Source organism: Luteipulveratus flavus, from assembly GCF_029439465.1.
Lineage (GTDB): Bacteria > Actinomycetota > Actinomycetes > Actinomycetales > Dermatophilaceae > Luteipulveratus > Luteipulveratus flavus.
The window spans coordinates 15,513-29,793 of sequence record NZ_JAROAV010000027.1; the positions used below are offsets into that span (position 1 = coordinate 15,513).

At 72.1% G+C, this 14,281-nt stretch carries 13 protein-coding genes; all 13 read left to right on the top strand.

Annotated elements, in window-relative coordinates; genetic code table 11:
• Nucleotides 1–46: 46 nt before the first annotated feature.
• The 13 genes from P4R38_RS08295 to P4R38_RS08355 all read left to right on the top strand — a co-directional run bounded on the left by P4R38_RS08295 (nucleotide 47) and on the right by P4R38_RS08355 (nucleotide 14,272).
• Nucleotides 47–1,789, top strand: coding sequence for a peptidoglycan D,D-transpeptidase FtsI family protein (locus tag P4R38_RS08295; RefSeq protein ID WP_275239041.1), 1,743 nt, complete (start codon nucleotides 47–49; stop codon nucleotides 1,787–1,789).
• Nucleotides 1,786–3,180: a UDP-N-acetylmuramoyl-tripeptide--D-alanyl-D-alanine ligase gene (locus tag P4R38_RS08300; protein ID WP_275239040.1), complete on the top strand. Its 1,395-nt coding sequence runs from the start codon at nucleotides 1,786–1,788 to the stop codon at nucleotides 3,178–3,180. Before P4R38_RS08295 ends, P4R38_RS08300 begins: the two co-directional genes overlap by 4 nt.
• A complete protein-coding gene (mraY, locus tag P4R38_RS08305) occupies nucleotides 3,177–4,256 on the top strand; it encodes a phospho-N-acetylmuramoyl-pentapeptide-transferase (protein WP_275239039.1) in 1,080 nt (359 codons plus the stop codon). The genes P4R38_RS08300 and mraY overlap by 4 nt, the downstream gene beginning before the upstream one ends.
• Complete coding sequence (gene murD, locus P4R38_RS08310; protein WP_275239038.1) at nucleotides 4,253–5,779, top strand: UDP-N-acetylmuramoyl-L-alanine--D-glutamate ligase; 1,527 nt, start codon at nucleotides 4,253–4,255, stop codon at nucleotides 5,777–5,779. Before mraY ends, murD begins: the two co-directional genes overlap by 4 nt.
• The gene (gene ftsW, locus P4R38_RS08315; RefSeq protein ID WP_275239037.1) at nucleotides 5,776–7,023 is read left to right on the top strand and encodes a putative lipid II flippase FtsW; all 1,248 of its coding nucleotides are present in this window, start codon (nucleotides 5,776–5,778) and stop codon (nucleotides 7,021–7,023) included. Before murD ends, ftsW begins: the two co-directional genes overlap by 4 nt.
• Nucleotides 7,020–8,126, top strand: coding sequence for an undecaprenyldiphospho-muramoylpentapeptide beta-N-acetylglucosaminyltransferase (gene murG, locus P4R38_RS08320; RefSeq protein ID WP_275239036.1), 1,107 nt, complete (start codon nucleotides 7,020–7,022; stop codon nucleotides 8,124–8,126). Before ftsW ends, murG begins: the two co-directional genes overlap by 4 nt.
• A complete protein-coding gene (murC, locus tag P4R38_RS08325; protein ID WP_275239035.1) occupies nucleotides 8,126–9,571 on the top strand; it encodes a UDP-N-acetylmuramate--L-alanine ligase in 1,446 nt (481 codons plus the stop codon). Before murG ends, murC begins: the two co-directional genes overlap by 1 nt.
• Nucleotides 9,568–10,290: a cell division protein FtsQ/DivIB gene (locus P4R38_RS08330; protein WP_275239034.1), complete on the top strand. Its 723-nt coding sequence runs from the start codon at nucleotides 9,568–9,570 to the stop codon at nucleotides 10,288–10,290. Before murC ends, P4R38_RS08330 begins: the two co-directional genes overlap by 4 nt.
• A gap of 247 nt (nucleotides 10,291–10,537) precedes the next feature.
• Complete coding sequence (gene ftsZ, locus P4R38_RS08335) at nucleotides 10,538–11,845, top strand: cell division protein FtsZ (RefSeq protein WP_275239033.1); 1,308 nt, start codon at nucleotides 10,538–10,540, stop codon at nucleotides 11,843–11,845.
• A 7-nt stretch (nucleotides 11,846–11,852) separates the two neighbouring features.
• Nucleotides 11,853–12,590, top strand: a complete 738-nt coding sequence (pgeF, locus tag P4R38_RS08340) for a peptidoglycan editing factor PgeF (RefSeq protein ID WP_275239032.1) — start codon at nucleotides 11,853–11,855, stop codon at nucleotides 12,588–12,590.
• A 17-nt stretch (nucleotides 12,591–12,607) separates the two neighbouring features.
• Nucleotides 12,608–13,336, top strand: a complete 729-nt coding sequence (locus tag P4R38_RS08345; RefSeq protein WP_275239031.1) for a YggS family pyridoxal phosphate-dependent enzyme — start codon at nucleotides 12,608–12,610, stop codon at nucleotides 13,334–13,336.
• Between the two features lie 74 nt (nucleotides 13,337–13,410).
• Nucleotides 13,411–13,938, top strand: a complete 528-nt coding sequence (locus P4R38_RS08350) for a cell division protein SepF (protein ID WP_275239030.1) — start codon at nucleotides 13,411–13,413, stop codon at nucleotides 13,936–13,938.
• A 55-nt stretch (nucleotides 13,939–13,993) separates the two neighbouring features.
• Nucleotides 13,994–14,272 (top strand): YggT family protein, encoded by a 279-nt coding sequence (locus P4R38_RS08355; protein WP_275239029.1) that lies wholly within the window; start codon nucleotides 13,994–13,996, stop codon nucleotides 14,270–14,272.
• Nucleotides 14,273–14,281 lie beyond the last annotated feature (9 nt).

Consider the following 14,281-nt stretch of genomic DNA (forward strand, 5'->3'; position numbering starts at 1 on the left):
CGGGGTCGGCCACCCGCGCCGACGCGCCCGGATCATGGTCGTGGCGATGCTGTTCGTGTTCAGCATGTTCGGCGTCCAACTGGTCCGCATCCAGGGGCTGGAGGCCGCGAGCGTGTCCGAGGAGGCGTTCGGCAGCCGCATCAAGCGCGTTGCCGTACCCGCCCAGCGCGGCACGATCACCGACACGCACGGTGTGGTCCTCGCCGACAGCGTCGACCGCCGCAACATCTACGGCGACTCGACGGCCATCGCGCAGTACGCCACCAGGCCGGCCGGCAAGGGGAAGGTGAAGCTGGGCCTGCCCGGGGCGGCCAAGCGCATCGCCCCGCTGCTCGGGCTGAAGGAGAGTGACCTGCTGGCCCTCCTGCAGAGGCAGTATGCGAAGAAGTCCCAGTTCGCCTACCTGGCCAAGGACGTCTCCCCGACGCAGTGGCGCGCTGTGCAGGAGCTCGGTGTCCCCGGTGTCTTCAGCGAGCGGACCGTCCGCCGTGAGTACCCGCAGGGCACGAGCCTGGCTCCGCTGGTCGGCTGGGTCGGGTCCAACGGCGCCCCCGGCGGTGGCGTCGAGGCACTGGAGCAGAAGAGGCTGGTCGGCAAGCCGGGGACGCACGTGTACGAGCGTGACCCCAACGGCCAGGTCATCGCGACCGGCGACAACTCCGACATCCCGGCCGTCCCCGGCAAGGACCTGCGGCTGACCATCGACAACGATCTGCAGTGGTACGCCCAGAACGCTCTGATCCAACGGGTCACCGAGACCAAGGCGCTCTCGGGCGACGTGGTCGTGATGGAGGTGAAGACCGGGAAGATCCGGGCCGCCGCGTCGTACCCGAGCTTCGACCCCAACGACATGGCGAGCGCGCCGCCGTACCTGCAGCTGCGCCCGTTCGACGAGGTCTACGAGCCGGGCTCGACCAGCAAGGTGATCACGATGGCGGCGCTCATCGACCAGGGGTACGCGACGCCCACGACTCCGGTGACCGTGCCGCCGACCCTGGTCCGCGCCGGGCGGCCGTTCAAGGACTCCGAGTCCCACGGCACCGAGCACATGACCCTGGCCGGCGTCCTCGCCCACTCCTCGAACATGGGCACCATCCTCGCCGGCGAGAAGATGCCGGCGAGGACGCTGCACGACTACATGACCGCGTTCGGGCTGGGCCGGCGCACCGGCGTGGGCTTCCCCGGTGAGTCGCCCGGCATCCTGGCCGCGCCCGAGGCCTGGAAGGGCGACCAGCGGTACACCGTGATGTTCGGTCAGGGCCTCGCGGGGACCGCCGTGCAGCAGGCGGCGGTGTTCCAGACGATCGCCAACGGGGGCGTCCGTCAGCCCGTCTCGCTCGTCGAGGGCGTCGGCGACGGCCGGGGCGGGTTCGGCGCGCCGGAGGACGACCGGAAGCCGCAGCGGGTGGTGAGCGCCACCACCGCCTCGCAGCTGACCAGGATGATGCAGTCGGTCGTCAGCGAGGAGGGCACCGCCAACGCGGCCGCCGTGCCCGGCTACACGGTGGCCGGCAAGACCAGCACGGCGGAGCGGTACGACGCCACGCTGAAGAAGTACAGCGGGACCACGGCGTCCTTCATCGGCTTCGCCCCCGCGCAGAACCCCGAGCTGGTCGTCGCCGTGACCATCCAGCGACCGCAGGCGGGCATCTACGGCGGGCCGGTCTCCGGTCCGGTGTTCAGCAAGATCATGTCCTTCGCGCTCCAGCAGCGTAAGGTCCCGCCGTCGGGTAACGCGCCGCAGCCTTACCCGTTGACCACGACCCCACCCGCGACGGAGCAGAAGTGATCCCGCTGACCCTGACGGAGATCGCCGCCATCACCGGCGGAGCACAGCACGGAGAGGAGGTCCTGGTCGACGCGGCCGTCGTCACCGACTCCCGCGAGGCCGTTCCCGGGTCGCTGTACGTGGCCCGCGTCGGGGAGCACGCCGACGGCCATGCGTACGTCCCGCAGGCCCGCGCCGCGGGTGCGGTGGCCGTGCTCGGGACCCGGGTCGTCGACGACGGCCCCACCGTCCTCGTCCCGGACGTGCAGGCGGCGTTCGCAGCACTCGCGCGTGCCGTGGTCGACCGTGCCGCCGGGCTCACGGTGATCGGCATCACCGGCAGCTCGGGCAAGACCTCGACCAAGGACCTGCTCGCCGCCGTGCTCCGCCCGGTCGGCGAGACCGTCGCGCCGGTCGGTTCGTACAACTCCGAGGTCGGCGTGCCCCTGACGGTGTGCCGCGTCACGCCGAGCACCCGCTTCCTGGTCGCCGAGATGGGCGCCGACGGCGAGGGGCACATCGCCTACCTCACCCGGATCGCCCCGCCGCAGATCGGCATCGTCCTGAACGTCGGCCGCGCCCACCTGGGGGAGTTCGGCTCGGTCGAGGCGATCGCCCGGACCAAGTCGGAGATGGTGCAGGCGCTCTCACCGGAGGGGCTCGCGGTGCTCAACGCCGACGACCCGAACGTCCTGGCGATGCGCGAGAAGACCTCGGCCCGGGTCATCACCGTCGGCCGGGGCGCGGACGCCGACGTCCGGGCGACCGACGTGGAGCTCGACGACCTCGGCCGGGCCCGGTTCACGGCGCGGACGCCGCAGGGCAGCGCCACGGTCTCGCTGCGCCTGCTGGGGGAGCACCACGTCCACAACGCCCTCGCGGTCCTCGCGGCCGCCCTCGAGCTCGGCGTGCCGCTCGCGCAGGTCGCGGACTGCCTGTCCCGCGCCGAGGCCGCCAGCCGGTGGCGGATGGAGCTGCACGACCTGCCGGACGGCGTGACGCTGGTCAACGACGCCTACAACGCCAACCCCGAGTCGATGGCCGCGGCGCTGCGCGCTCTCGCCCGGATGGGTGCGGGCGGTCGCCGGACGCTGGCCGTCCTGGGTGCGATGCGCGAGCTCGGCGCGGACTCCGACGCCGAGCACGTGGCCGTCGGCCGGCTGGCGATGGAGACCGGCGCCGACCTGGTGATCGCCGTCGGTCCGGGCGCCGAAGGCATAGTCGAGGGCGCCCGCGAGGCGGGGGCCGACGTCACGAGCGCGGTCTGGGTGCAGGACCGGGACGCCGCGCGTGCGCTGCTGTTCCGCGAACGTCGTGAGGGAGATGTCATCCTGCTGAAGTCCAGCCGGGACTCGGGCCTAAGGTTCCTCGGAGACATGATCGTCGAGGAGACCACGGAGGGCGCACGGTGAGGGCTGTCCTGATTGCTGCCATCATCTCGTTGGGGGCAGCACTGCTGGGCACGCCAGCATTCATCCGGTTCCTGGTGCGCAAGAGCTACGGGCAGTTCATCCGGGACGACGGACCCACCAGCCACCGCACCAAGCGCGGTACGCCGACCATGGGCGGCGCCGTCATCATCGGCGCCTCGGTGCTCGCCTACGCCGGTGCCCACCTGCTGACGTGGACCCCGTTCACCGCCAGCGGGTTGTTGGTGATGCTGCTCATGACGGGTCTGGGCGCCGTCGGGTTCGCCGACGACTACATCAAGATCTCCAAGCAGCGGTCGCTGGGGCTGCGCTCGCACGAGAAACTCATCGGCCAGACGATCGTCGCGGTCGTCTTCGCGGTGCTCGCGCTGCAGTTCGAGCGCAAGAACGTCGCGCCGGCGAGCACCCACCTGTCCTTCGTGCGGGACACCTGGGTCGACCTCGCGTTCGGCGGCACGGCGGTCGGGCTGATCCTCTTCGTCATCTGGGCGAACCTGATGATCGCCGGCACGAGCAACGGCGTGAACCTCACCGATGGCCTCGACGGTCTCGCGACCGGTGCGAGCGTGATGGTGTTCGGCGCGTACGTCCTCATCTCGATCTGGCAGTACAACCAGAACTGCTTCTCCGTCCCGAGCAGCAAGTGCTACGAGGTTCGCGACCCGCACGACCTCGCGGTCGTGGCCGCCTGCGTGATGGGCGCCTGCTTCGGCTTCCTGTGGTGGAACGCCTCACCGGCCAAGATCTTCATGGGCGACACCGGGTCGCTCGCGCTGGGTGGTGCGCTGGCCGGCATGGCCATCACCACCCGGACCGAGCTGCTCGTCGTCGTGCTCGGCGGCCTGTTCGTCATCATCACCCTCTCGGTCATCATCCAGGTCGGCTCGTTCAAGCTGCGCGGCGGCAAGCGGGTGTTCCGGATGGCCCCGCTGCAGCACCACTTCGAGCTGATGGGCTGGGCGGAGGTCACGATCGTCATCCGCTTCTGGATCATCTGCGGTCTGTGCGTCGCTCTCGGCCTCGGCGTGTTCTACGCCGAGTGGGTGGTCGGGGCGTGAGCGGGGCCGACCAGCTCTGGCCGGTCGACCCCTCGTACGAGCCGCTGGGCGGGGCGCGCGACCTCACCCACCGGGACGCGGACTGGTCCGGCCTGGGCGTCCTCGTCGTCGGCCTCGGGGTGAGCGGGTTCGCCGCGGCCGACGCCCTGCTGGAGCGTGGCGCGCGGGTGACCGTCGTCAGCCCCGACACCAACCCGGCGATCGCCGAGCGGGCGCAGGTGCTGGAGGTCCTGGGTGCGCGCGTCGTCGCCGGCGAGCCGCTGGGGGACCGGGCACCCGAGGACACCGACCTGGTCGTCACCTCGCCGGGCGTCCCACCGACCAACCCGCTGCTCGTCGCGTGCGCGCAGGCGGGCATCCCGGTGTGGGGCGAGGTCGAGCTCGCCTGGCGGATGCGCCCGAAGGAGGGCGCGGCGCCGTGGCTCACGGTGACGGGTACCAACGGCAAGACCACCTGCGTGACCATGCTCGAGTCGATCCTGCTCGCGGCCGGGCTGCGGGCCACCGCCGCCGGCAACGTCGGGCTGCCGATCCTGGAGGCCGTGCTCCACCCCGAGCCGTACGAGGTGCTCGCGGTCGAGCTGTCGACCTTCCAGCTGCACTGGTCGCGCAGCATCTCCCCGTACGCCGCCGTCTGCCTCAACGTCGCCCCCGACCACGTCGACTGGCACGGCTCCTACGAGGAGTACCGCCGGATGAAGGGCCGCATCTACGAGCGCGCCCAGGTCGCCTGCCTGTTCAACGTGCAGGACCCGCAGACCGAGCAGCTCGTCCGGGACGCGGACGTCGTCGAGGGCTGCCGTGCCGTCGGGTTCACCCTCGGCATCCCGGCCCGCTCGATGCTCGGGCTGGTCGAGGACGTCCTCGCCGACCGCGCGTTCGTCCAGCAGCGGCAGACGTCGGCCGCCGAGCTGTGCTCCCTGGACGACCTGGCGACCGCCGACGGCGCGCCCGCCCCGCCGCACTACGTCGCCGATGCGCTGGCGGCCGCCGGCCTGGCCCGGGCGTACGACGTCGCACCCGCCGCGGTGCGCGAGGGTCTGCGCGCGTACGCGCCACAGCCGCACCGCGTCCAGCCGGTCGGCGTCGTCGGTGACGTGCGCTTCGTCGACGACTCCAAGGCGACGAACCCGCCCGCCGCCCGCGCCTCCCTCACCGCCTACGAGCACGTGGTCTGGGTCGCCGGTGGTCAGCTCAAGGGCGCCGACGTGGACGACCTCGTCCGCGAGGTCGCCGCGCGGCTGAGGGGCGCGGTGCTCATCGGGGTGGACCGCCAGCAGATCGCGGACGCGCTCGCTCGACACGCACCCGATGTCCCCGTCCGCCAGCTGTCCAGCACGGACACTGGGGTCATGGACGAGGTGCTGCGGGAGGCGAGTGCGCTCGCGCGCCCCGGGGACGTCGTGCTGCTCGCGCCCGCCGCGGCCTCCAAGGACATGTTCCCCGGGTACGACATGCGCGGCGACGCGTTCGCCGCCGCGGTGCGCCGCCTCGCCGAGTCCGCGGGAGAGCCGGGGTCGTGAGCGCGTCGAGCACCACCGGCGGCCGGGAGTCCTTGAGTCCCTGGTCGCTGGAGGGCCTGCGGCTGCGGCTGGACTCCCCGGTGGCTGCGTACTACATCCTGCTGGGCGCGAGCACCCTGCTCGTGACGTTCGGCCTGGTGATGGTGCTGTCCGCGTCCAGCGTCACCTCCTACCAGGAGAGCGGCTCCTCCTACACCGTCTTCAGGACCCAGGCGATGTACGCCGCCATCGGCCTCGTGGTCGCCGTCATCGCCAGCCGCGTCTCGGTGCCGTGGTGGAAGCGACTGGCCCTCCCGGCGTTCTTCGCCGCGCTGGTCCTGCAGCTGTTGGTGTTCAGCCCGCTCGGCAACTCCGTGAAGGGCAACCGGAACTGGCTGGCCGTCGGCGGCTTCTCGATGCAGCCGTCCGAGCTCGGCAAGGTCGCGCTCGTGCTGGTCGGCGCGCTGGTCCTCACCCGCAAGCGCAAGCTGCTGGCCCACATGGGGCACGCCCTGGTGCCCTTCGTCCCGATGGCCGCCGGCCTGATGGCCCTGGTGCTCCTGGGCCACGACCTCGGCACCGTGCTGGTCCTGCTGACGATCGCGGCCGGCATCCTGTTCGTCGCCGGTCTGCGGGTGCGCGTCTTCGTGGTCCCGGCCGTGATCGCCGCCATCGGCGTCCTGATCCTGGTCAAGACCAGCGACAACCGGATGGGCCGCGTCGACGCCTGGCTGGGCACCTGCGCCGACCAGGGCCGCCCGGAGTGCTACCAGAAGGTGCACGGGCTGTACGCGCTCGCCGACGGCGGCTGGTGGGGCCTCGGCATCGGTGAGAGCCGGGAGAAGTGGGACTGGCTGCCGGAGGCCCACAACGACTTCATCTTCGCGATCATCGGCGAGGAGCTCGGCCTACCGGGCACCCTGATCGTCGTGGGTCTGTACGCCGCGCTCGCCTTCGCCGCCTACCGCATCATCACGCGCAGCAGCGACTTCTTCGTCCGGTTGGCCACCGCCGGCATCATGGTGTGGATCGTCACCCAGGCCATGATCAACATCGGCTCGGTCACCGGTCTGCTCCCCATCATCGGCGTCCCGCTGCCGCTGGTGTCCGCAGGTGGGTCGGCGATGGTGACCACCATGCTGGCGCTCGGCATGCTGGTGTCGTTCGCCCGGCACGACCCGGCCTGCCGCGCCGCGCTCGAGGCGCGGCCCAGCCTGATCCGCCGTTCGCTCGCCGTCCTGCCCCTTCGCAAGGAGAATTCGTGACCGATCTGTCCTCCGTCGTGCTCGCTGGTGGAGGGACGGCCGGTCATGTGTCGCCGTTGCTCGCCACCGCCGACGCCCTCCGCGACCGCCATCCGGGCGTCCGGATCACCGTGCTCGGCAGCCGCGGTGGTCTGGAGGAGCGGCTCGTGCCGGAGCGCGGGTACGACCTGCGCGTCATCCCCAAGGTCGCCTTCCCGCGTCGCCCCGACCTGGACGCGCTGCGGTTCCCGGTCGCGCTGCCGCGTGCGGTCCGTCAGACCCGGCGCATCCTGGACGAGGTCGAGCCGCAGGCCGTGGTCGGCTTCGGCGGGTTCGTCTGCCCGCCCGCCTACCTCGCCGCCCGCAAGCGCATCCCGATCGTCGTCCACGAGGGCAACGCGATCGTCGGCATGGCCACGAAGCTCGGCATCCGGTACACCACCCACGTCGCCAAGACCTTCGAGATCACCCGCCTTCCGGGTGCGGAGCTGATCGGCATGCCGCTGCGACGCCAGATCACCCGGCTGGACCGGGCAGCGGCTCGGCCCGAGGCCCTGCGCACCCTCGGTCTGCAGGACGGACTCCCCACCGTGCTGGTGACGGGCGGCTCGCTCGGCGCGCAGCGGATCAACGAGGCGTTCCGCGCTCAGGTCGGCCTGCTGCGTGGATCCGGCGTGCAGGTGCTGCACGTGACGGGTCAGGGCAAGGGCTTCGATCCCGGACCGGGAGAGCCGGGGCAGGCGCCGTACGTCGTCCAGGAGTACGCCGACCGGATGGATCTGGCCTACGCGGCCGCCGACCTGGTCGTGACGCGCTCGGGCGGCAACATGGTGTGCGAGACCACGACCGTCGGGCTGCCGGCGGTGTTCGTCCCGCTGCCGATCGGCAACGGTGAGCAGCGGTTGAACGCCCAGGCCGTCGTCGACGACGGCGGTGCGGTCCTGGTCGACGACGACGACTTCACCCCGGAGTGGGTGGCCGAGCACGTGCCCGCGCTGGCGCAGGACGCCGCCCGGTTGCAGCAGCTCGCGGCCGTCGCCTCGCGGCACGGGCACCGGGACGCAGACGAACGCCTGGTCGATCTCATCGAGACCGCGGTCGCCGCCGGGACGGGCGGCGCCTGATGCCCGACGGCGTCAACGACCGGTTCGACTTCGCCGCGCCGCTCCCGGCCGTCTCCGACCTCGCGGCGGTCCACATGATCGCCGTCGGCGGCTCCGGCATGTCCGGTGTCGCGCGCCTGCTCCTGGCCAGGGGCGTGCCGCTGAGCGGGTCGGACAACAACGACGTGCCGGTGCTGGCGTCCCTGCGCAGCGCCGGCGCCCGGGTCGCCGTGGGCTACGCCGCCGCGAACCTCGACGCCGTCCCGGACGACGCGGTCGTCGTCGTGTCCTCGGCGATCCGCGAGGACAATCCCGAGCTCGCCGAGGTCCGGCGCCGCGGAATGGCGGTCCTGCACCGGTCCCAGGCGCTCGCCGTGCTGATGGGCGACCGCGAGGGTCTTGCCGTCGCGGGCGCGAACGGCAAGACGACCACGAGTGGCATGGCGGTCGCGGCGCTGCGGCACGCCGGTGCCGACCCCTCCTTCGCTATCGGCGCCGACATCGCGGGCGTGGGGGTCAACGCGGCGCCGGGCGGCGGTCCGGCCTTCGTGGTCGAGGCCGACGAGAGCGACGGCTCCTTCGTGGTCTACCGCCCCGAGGTCGCGATCGTCACGAACATCCGCGACGACCACCTGGACTTCTACGGGACGAGCGACCGGCTGCACGCGGCGTACGCCGAGTTCGCCGGGACGATCCGCCCGGGCGGCCTGCTCGTCGCCTGCGCCGACGACAAGGGGAGCGCCGCCCTGGCCGCGGCGCGCCGGGCGGCGGGGGAGCGGGTCCTCACCTACGGGCGCAGCGCGGCCGCCGACCTGCGGGTGGACCAGGAGTCGGGCAGCGGCTTCGACTGGGGAGCGGTGCTGACCTTCCCCGGCGGCGTGACCCTCCCGTTGACCTTGAAGGTTCCCGGTGCCCATAACGTGCTGAACGCCGCGGGCGTGGCACTCGCTCTCACCGCCGGGCTCGGCCTCAGCCCCGAGCGTGCGGTGGCCGGCCTCGCGTCGTTCCGGGGCACGGCCCGGCGGTTCGAGCCGCGTGGTGAGACGGCCGGCGTCCGCGTGGTGGACGACTACGCCCACAACCCGGGAAAGCTCGAGGCCGTCGTCCGCACCGGTCTGGCCCTGCGCGAAGGCGGCCGGCTCGTGGTGCTGTTCCAGCCTCATCTGTACTCGCGGACCCAGCACGCCGCCGACGGTCTCGCGCACGCACTGCGACTGGCCGACCATGCCGTCGTGATGGACGTGTACGGCGCGCGCGAGGCGCCCGTGCCGGGCGTGTCGGGTCGCCTCGTCTCCGACCAGGTGCCCGGTGCGACGTTCGCGGCCGATCACGACGACGCGGTCGACGCGGTCGTCGAGGCCGTCCGTCCGGGCGACCTCGTCCTGACCGTCGGCGCCGGCGACGTGACCGGCCTCGGACCGCGCATCCTGGAACGGCTCGCAGCCGGATCCGCGACGGGCCCGTGAGCGCCCGGCGGGTCGACCGCGCCGACGTCCGGTCCGTGCGACGCCGGCGCCTCCTGCTGGCGACGGTCGTCCTCCTCACGGTCGGTGCCGCCGGCTGGGCGGTGTGGTTCAGCTCGTACGTGAGCGTGCACCGGATCCGGGTCGACGGCGGCACCCCCGCGCTGGCCACCCAGGTGCAGCGCGCCGGCGCGGGTGCTCTCGGCCGTCCCCTCGTCAGGGTGGACACCGGCGCGGTCCGGCGGTCGGTGGCCGCCCTGGGCGAGGTCGAGCAGGTCGAGGTCTCGCGGTCCTTCCCCTCCACGCTCGTCGTCCACGTCACGCCGCGTACGCCCGTCCTCCTCGCCCGGACGCCGGACGGCGCGCTCCACCTCATCGACTCCCACGGGACGCCGTACGGGACGGTGGCTCGTCCGGACGGCTCGCGGCTGCCGATCGTCCCGGTCCCCGACGTCCGCAACCCGGCGAGCAAGCCCGGCCTGAACGCGCTGGTCGCCGTGATGGACGCGCTGGGTGCCGATCTGCGGCCGCAGGTCTCCGGTGTCGCGGCGGATCGCAGCGGGTGGGTCACCTTCACGCTCAGCGGTCTGCAGGTGCGGTGGGGCGACGCCGACGACGGCGCGCTGAAGGCCCGCGCCCTGCGCACGATGCTGCCGACGGCCGCGACCGAGAAGGCGCGAGTGCTGGACATCAGCAGCCCGGAGCGTCCCGTGCTGTCCTGACCGGGCGCCGTCGGCGTGTCGCGGCCGGCCCCGGTGCGCCGTCAGGTTCGAGGTGAGGTTGAGACTCGTGTCACCTCGGGAACCTCGCGTAGCATGCCGAAATCCGCTACCGGCCCGTGCGTGCGTGTCGCACCCACAGGAGCACAACGAGACGCGACATGATCGGCGCACGAGTCACGTGGACAGCTTGTGGCTCGACCAGAGGTCGAACCTCGTGACACCACCGCATTGCGAAAGGCCCTCACTCGTGGCAACTCCCCAGAACTACCTGGCCGTCATCAAGGTCGTCGGCATCGGCGGCGGAGGCGTCAACGCCATCAACCGGATGATCGAGGTGGGCCTGAAGGGTGTCGAGTTCATCGCGATCAACACCGACGCCCAGGCGCTGCTGATGAGCGACGCCGACGTCAAGCTCGACGTCGGCCGTGAGCTCACCCGAGGCCTCGGCGCCGGCGCGGACCCGGAGGTCGGCAAGAAGGCCGCCGAGGATCACGCCGAGGAGATCGAAGAGGTCCTCAAGGGCGCAGACATGGTGTTCGTCACCGCCGGAGAGGGGGGCGGCACCGGCACCGGCGGCGCTCCCGTGGTCGCGAAGATCGCCAAGGGCATCGGCGCGCTCACCATCGGTGTCGTCACGCGGCCCTTCACCTTCGAGGGTCGCCGCCGCGCCAACCAGGCCGAGCTCGGCATCGGCGCGCTGCGCGAGGAGGTCGACACCCTCATCGTCATCCCGAACGACCGGCTGCTGTCGATCAGCGACAAGAACGTCAGCATGATGGACGCCTTCCGCAGCGCCGACCAGGTGCTGCTCTCCGGTGTGCAGGGCATCACCGACCTGATCACGACGCCCGGCCTGATCAACCTCGACTTCGCCGACGTGAAGTCGGTGATGCAGGGCGCCGGCTCGGCGCTCATGGGCATCGGGTCCGCCCGCGGCGAGGACCGCGCGGTGCAGGCCGCCGAGCTCGCGATCTCCTCGCCCCTGCTCGAGGCCAGCATCGACGGCGCTCACGGCGTGCTGCTGTCGGTGCAGGGTGGCTCCGACCTCGGCCTGTTCGAGATCAACGAGGCGGCCCGGCTGGTCCAGGAGGCCGCCCACCCCGAGGCGAACATCATCTTCGGCGCCGTGATCGACGACGCCCTCGGCGACGAGGTGCGCGTGACCGTGATCGCCGCCGGCTTCGACGGCGGTTCGCCGCAGAAGCGCTCGGACGACCGCGCCCTGGGGCAGATCCAGGGCAGCACCGCACGCCAGGGGACCGCGGCGCCGGCTCCGGCTCAGTACCAGCAGCCCCAGCAGGTGCAGCCGCAGGTGCCGGCCCCCGCGCAGATGCCCACGCCGCCGGCGCAGCAGCCGCAGCCCGGTCAGGTGCACGCGCCGCAGCGCCCGGTCCAGGCGGTGCCGACCCAGGCGCCGACCGAGACGGAGGACGACGAGCGCCCCGCCCCGGCGGCGGTCCCGGGCCACGTGCAGCAGGGCCAGGTGGCCCGTCCTCCGCACGAGGTCACCTTCGACGACAAGGACGACCTGGACGTCCCGGACTTCTTGAAGTGACCTGAGTGTGATCGCGTGGCAGGACCGCGTCCACGAGGCTGACTCGCCGGTCGACCGGTTCTTCACCGATGCGGTCGGTGGCGTCAGCGGCGCTCCGTACACCGGGCTGAACCTCGGCGCCCACGTCGGCGACCGTCCCGAGGACGTCGAGCGCAACCGACGGCTCCTCGCCGAGGCGGTCGGCGTCCCCCGCGACCGGCTCGTCTTCATGAACCAGGTGCACGGCGCCGACGTCGAGGTCGTCGACGGCCCACGGGCCGGGGAGGCCGAGCCGCACGACGCAGTCATCACTGCGGCCACCGACCTCGCTCTGGTCGTCCTGGTCGCGGACTGCACGCCAGTGCTGCTCTCGGCGCCGGACGCCGGTCTGGTCGCCGCCGTCCACGCCGGACGTCCCGGGATGACGGCCGGTGTCGTCGCGGCGACCGTCGACCGGATGCGTCAGCTGGGCGCCCGGCAGGTGAGTGCTGCGGTCGGCCCGTCGGTGTGCGGCCGCTGCTACGAGGTGCCCGAGGCGATGCGCGAGGCAGCCGTCGCCGCGAGCCCCTCGGCGGGTGCGGTGAGCTGGACCGGTACCCCCGCCGTCGACGTGGCTGCCGGCGTGGTCGAGCAGCTGCGGACCGCGGGTGCCGAGGTGACCTGGGTGCCCGGCTGTACGCGGGAGTCCGAGACGCTCTACTCCTACCGTGCCGAGCCGAGGACCGGCCGGTTCGCCGGGGTCGTCGTGCAGCGCGAGAGCCACTGAGGGTCGGGGAGGCGTCGATGCCCGACAGCGCCGGCCCGAGCGACAGTCGTGCCCAGCAGCTGCGTGACTCGCTGGACGCCGTGGAGCAGCGTGTCGCCTCCGCCTGCGACGCCGCCGGCCGGCACCGCTCTGAGCTGACCCTGGTGGTGGTGACCAAGTACTTCCCGGCCGGCGACATCGAGCGGCTGGCGACCCTGGGCGTGCGCGACATCGGCGAGAACCGGCACCAGGAGGCGAGCGACAAGATCGCCGAGCTCGCGCCGGCGACGCGGCAGGACCTGCGGACCCATTTCATCGGCCAGCTGCAGAGCAACAAGGCGGGGGCCGTCGCGGCGTACGCCGACGTCGTGCAGTCGGTGGACCGCGCCAAGGTCGCCCGTGCCCTGGACCGCGGTGCCGAGCGCGAGGGTCGCCTCGTCGACGTGACGGTGCAGGTGGACCTCGCAGGCGACGATGCCGGTCGCGGCGGAGCGGCGCCGGCGGACGTCCTCGCCCTCGCCGCGACGATCGAGGGCTGCGCCTCGCTGCGGCTGCGGGGCCTCATGGCGGTCGCCCCGCTGGGTGCCGACCCGGCCGAGGCGTTCGAACGCCTCCACCGGACCCACGAGGACCTGATCGCGGATCACCCTGGGGCGACCTGGATCTCGGCCGGTATGAGCGGTGACCTCGAGCAGGCGGTCGCGGCGGGTGCGACACACCTGCGTGTCGGGAGCGCAATCCTCGGTTCTCGTCCGGCCCTTCGGTAGCGTCGAGAACGGACGACGACCACGTTCGAGCTCACGCAGGGTGTCCTCGGACAGCACGATCCAAGGAGCGGGACATGGCCGGCGCGCTGCGCAAGACGATGGAGTACCTCGGCCTGGCCGAGGTCGATCCCGCCCACCCCGACCTTCAGGGTCGGCGGGACGACTACTACTACGACGACGACCAGGCCGACTACTACGACGACGAGGCCGCGTACGATCGCGAGCCGGTGGTCGAGCGGTCCGCTGAGGTCACCCCGCTGCATCAGCGCGGCCCGGCGGCACGACCCGTCCGTGAGCTGCACGACTCGGAGGTGGCGTCCTTGAGCCGCATCACGACCATCCACCCGCGCACCTACAACGAGGCCAAGAACATCGGGGAGAGCTTCCGCGACGGCGTCCCGGTGATCATGAACCTCAGCGACATGGACGACAACGACGCCAAGCGGCTCGTCGACTTCGCCGCCGGGCTCGTCTTCGGGCTGCACGGCTCGATCGAGCGGGTCACCAGCAAGGTGTTTCTTCTCTCACCGTCCTCGGTCGAGGTCGCCACCACGGGGACGGAGTCGAACGCACCCCGCGCGGCGCTGTTCAACCAGTCCTGACGGCCGCCCGACCCCGCGCGTCCGGTAACGGCCCGCGTCCAGGAGACTTGCGTCCATGAACGCTGTGCGCGCCATCCTCGCGCTCCTGCTCTACCTGTTCTTCATCGTTCTCATCGCACGGCTGGTGCTGGACTGGGTGCAGGTGCTGGCGCGGGAGTGGCGGCCGCGGGGCCCGATCCTGGTCCTCGCCGAGGTCGTCTACTCCATCACCGACCCGCCGCTGCGCGCGCTGCGACGGATCATCCCTCCGCTGCGTCTGGGGCAGGTGCGCCTCGACCTGGCCTTCCTCGTCCTGGTGCTGGCTGTCTCTTTCCTTCTTCGTCTTCTAAGGTGATGGCGACAG

Excerpts from the sequence above, each read along its gene's own strand:
- P4R38_RS08295 (WP_275239041.1), top strand. The coding sequence starts at position 47 with ATGCTGTTCGTGTTCAGCATGTTCGGCGTCCAACTGGTCCGCATCCAG.
- murC (WP_275239035.1), top strand. The coding sequence starts at position 8,126 with ATGCCCGACGGCGTCAACGACCGGTTCGACTTCGCCGCGCCGCTCCCG.
- P4R38_RS08345 (WP_275239031.1), top strand. The coding sequence starts at position 12,608 with ATGCCCGACAGCGCCGGCCCGAGCGACAGTCGTGCCCAGCAGCTGCGT.
- P4R38_RS08350 (WP_275239030.1), top strand. The coding sequence starts at position 13,411 with ATGGCCGGCGCGCTGCGCAAGACGATGGAGTACCTCGGCCTGGCCGAG.
- P4R38_RS08355 (WP_275239029.1), top strand. The coding sequence starts at position 13,994 with ATGAACGCTGTGCGCGCCATCCTCGCGCTCCTGCTCTACCTGTTCTTC.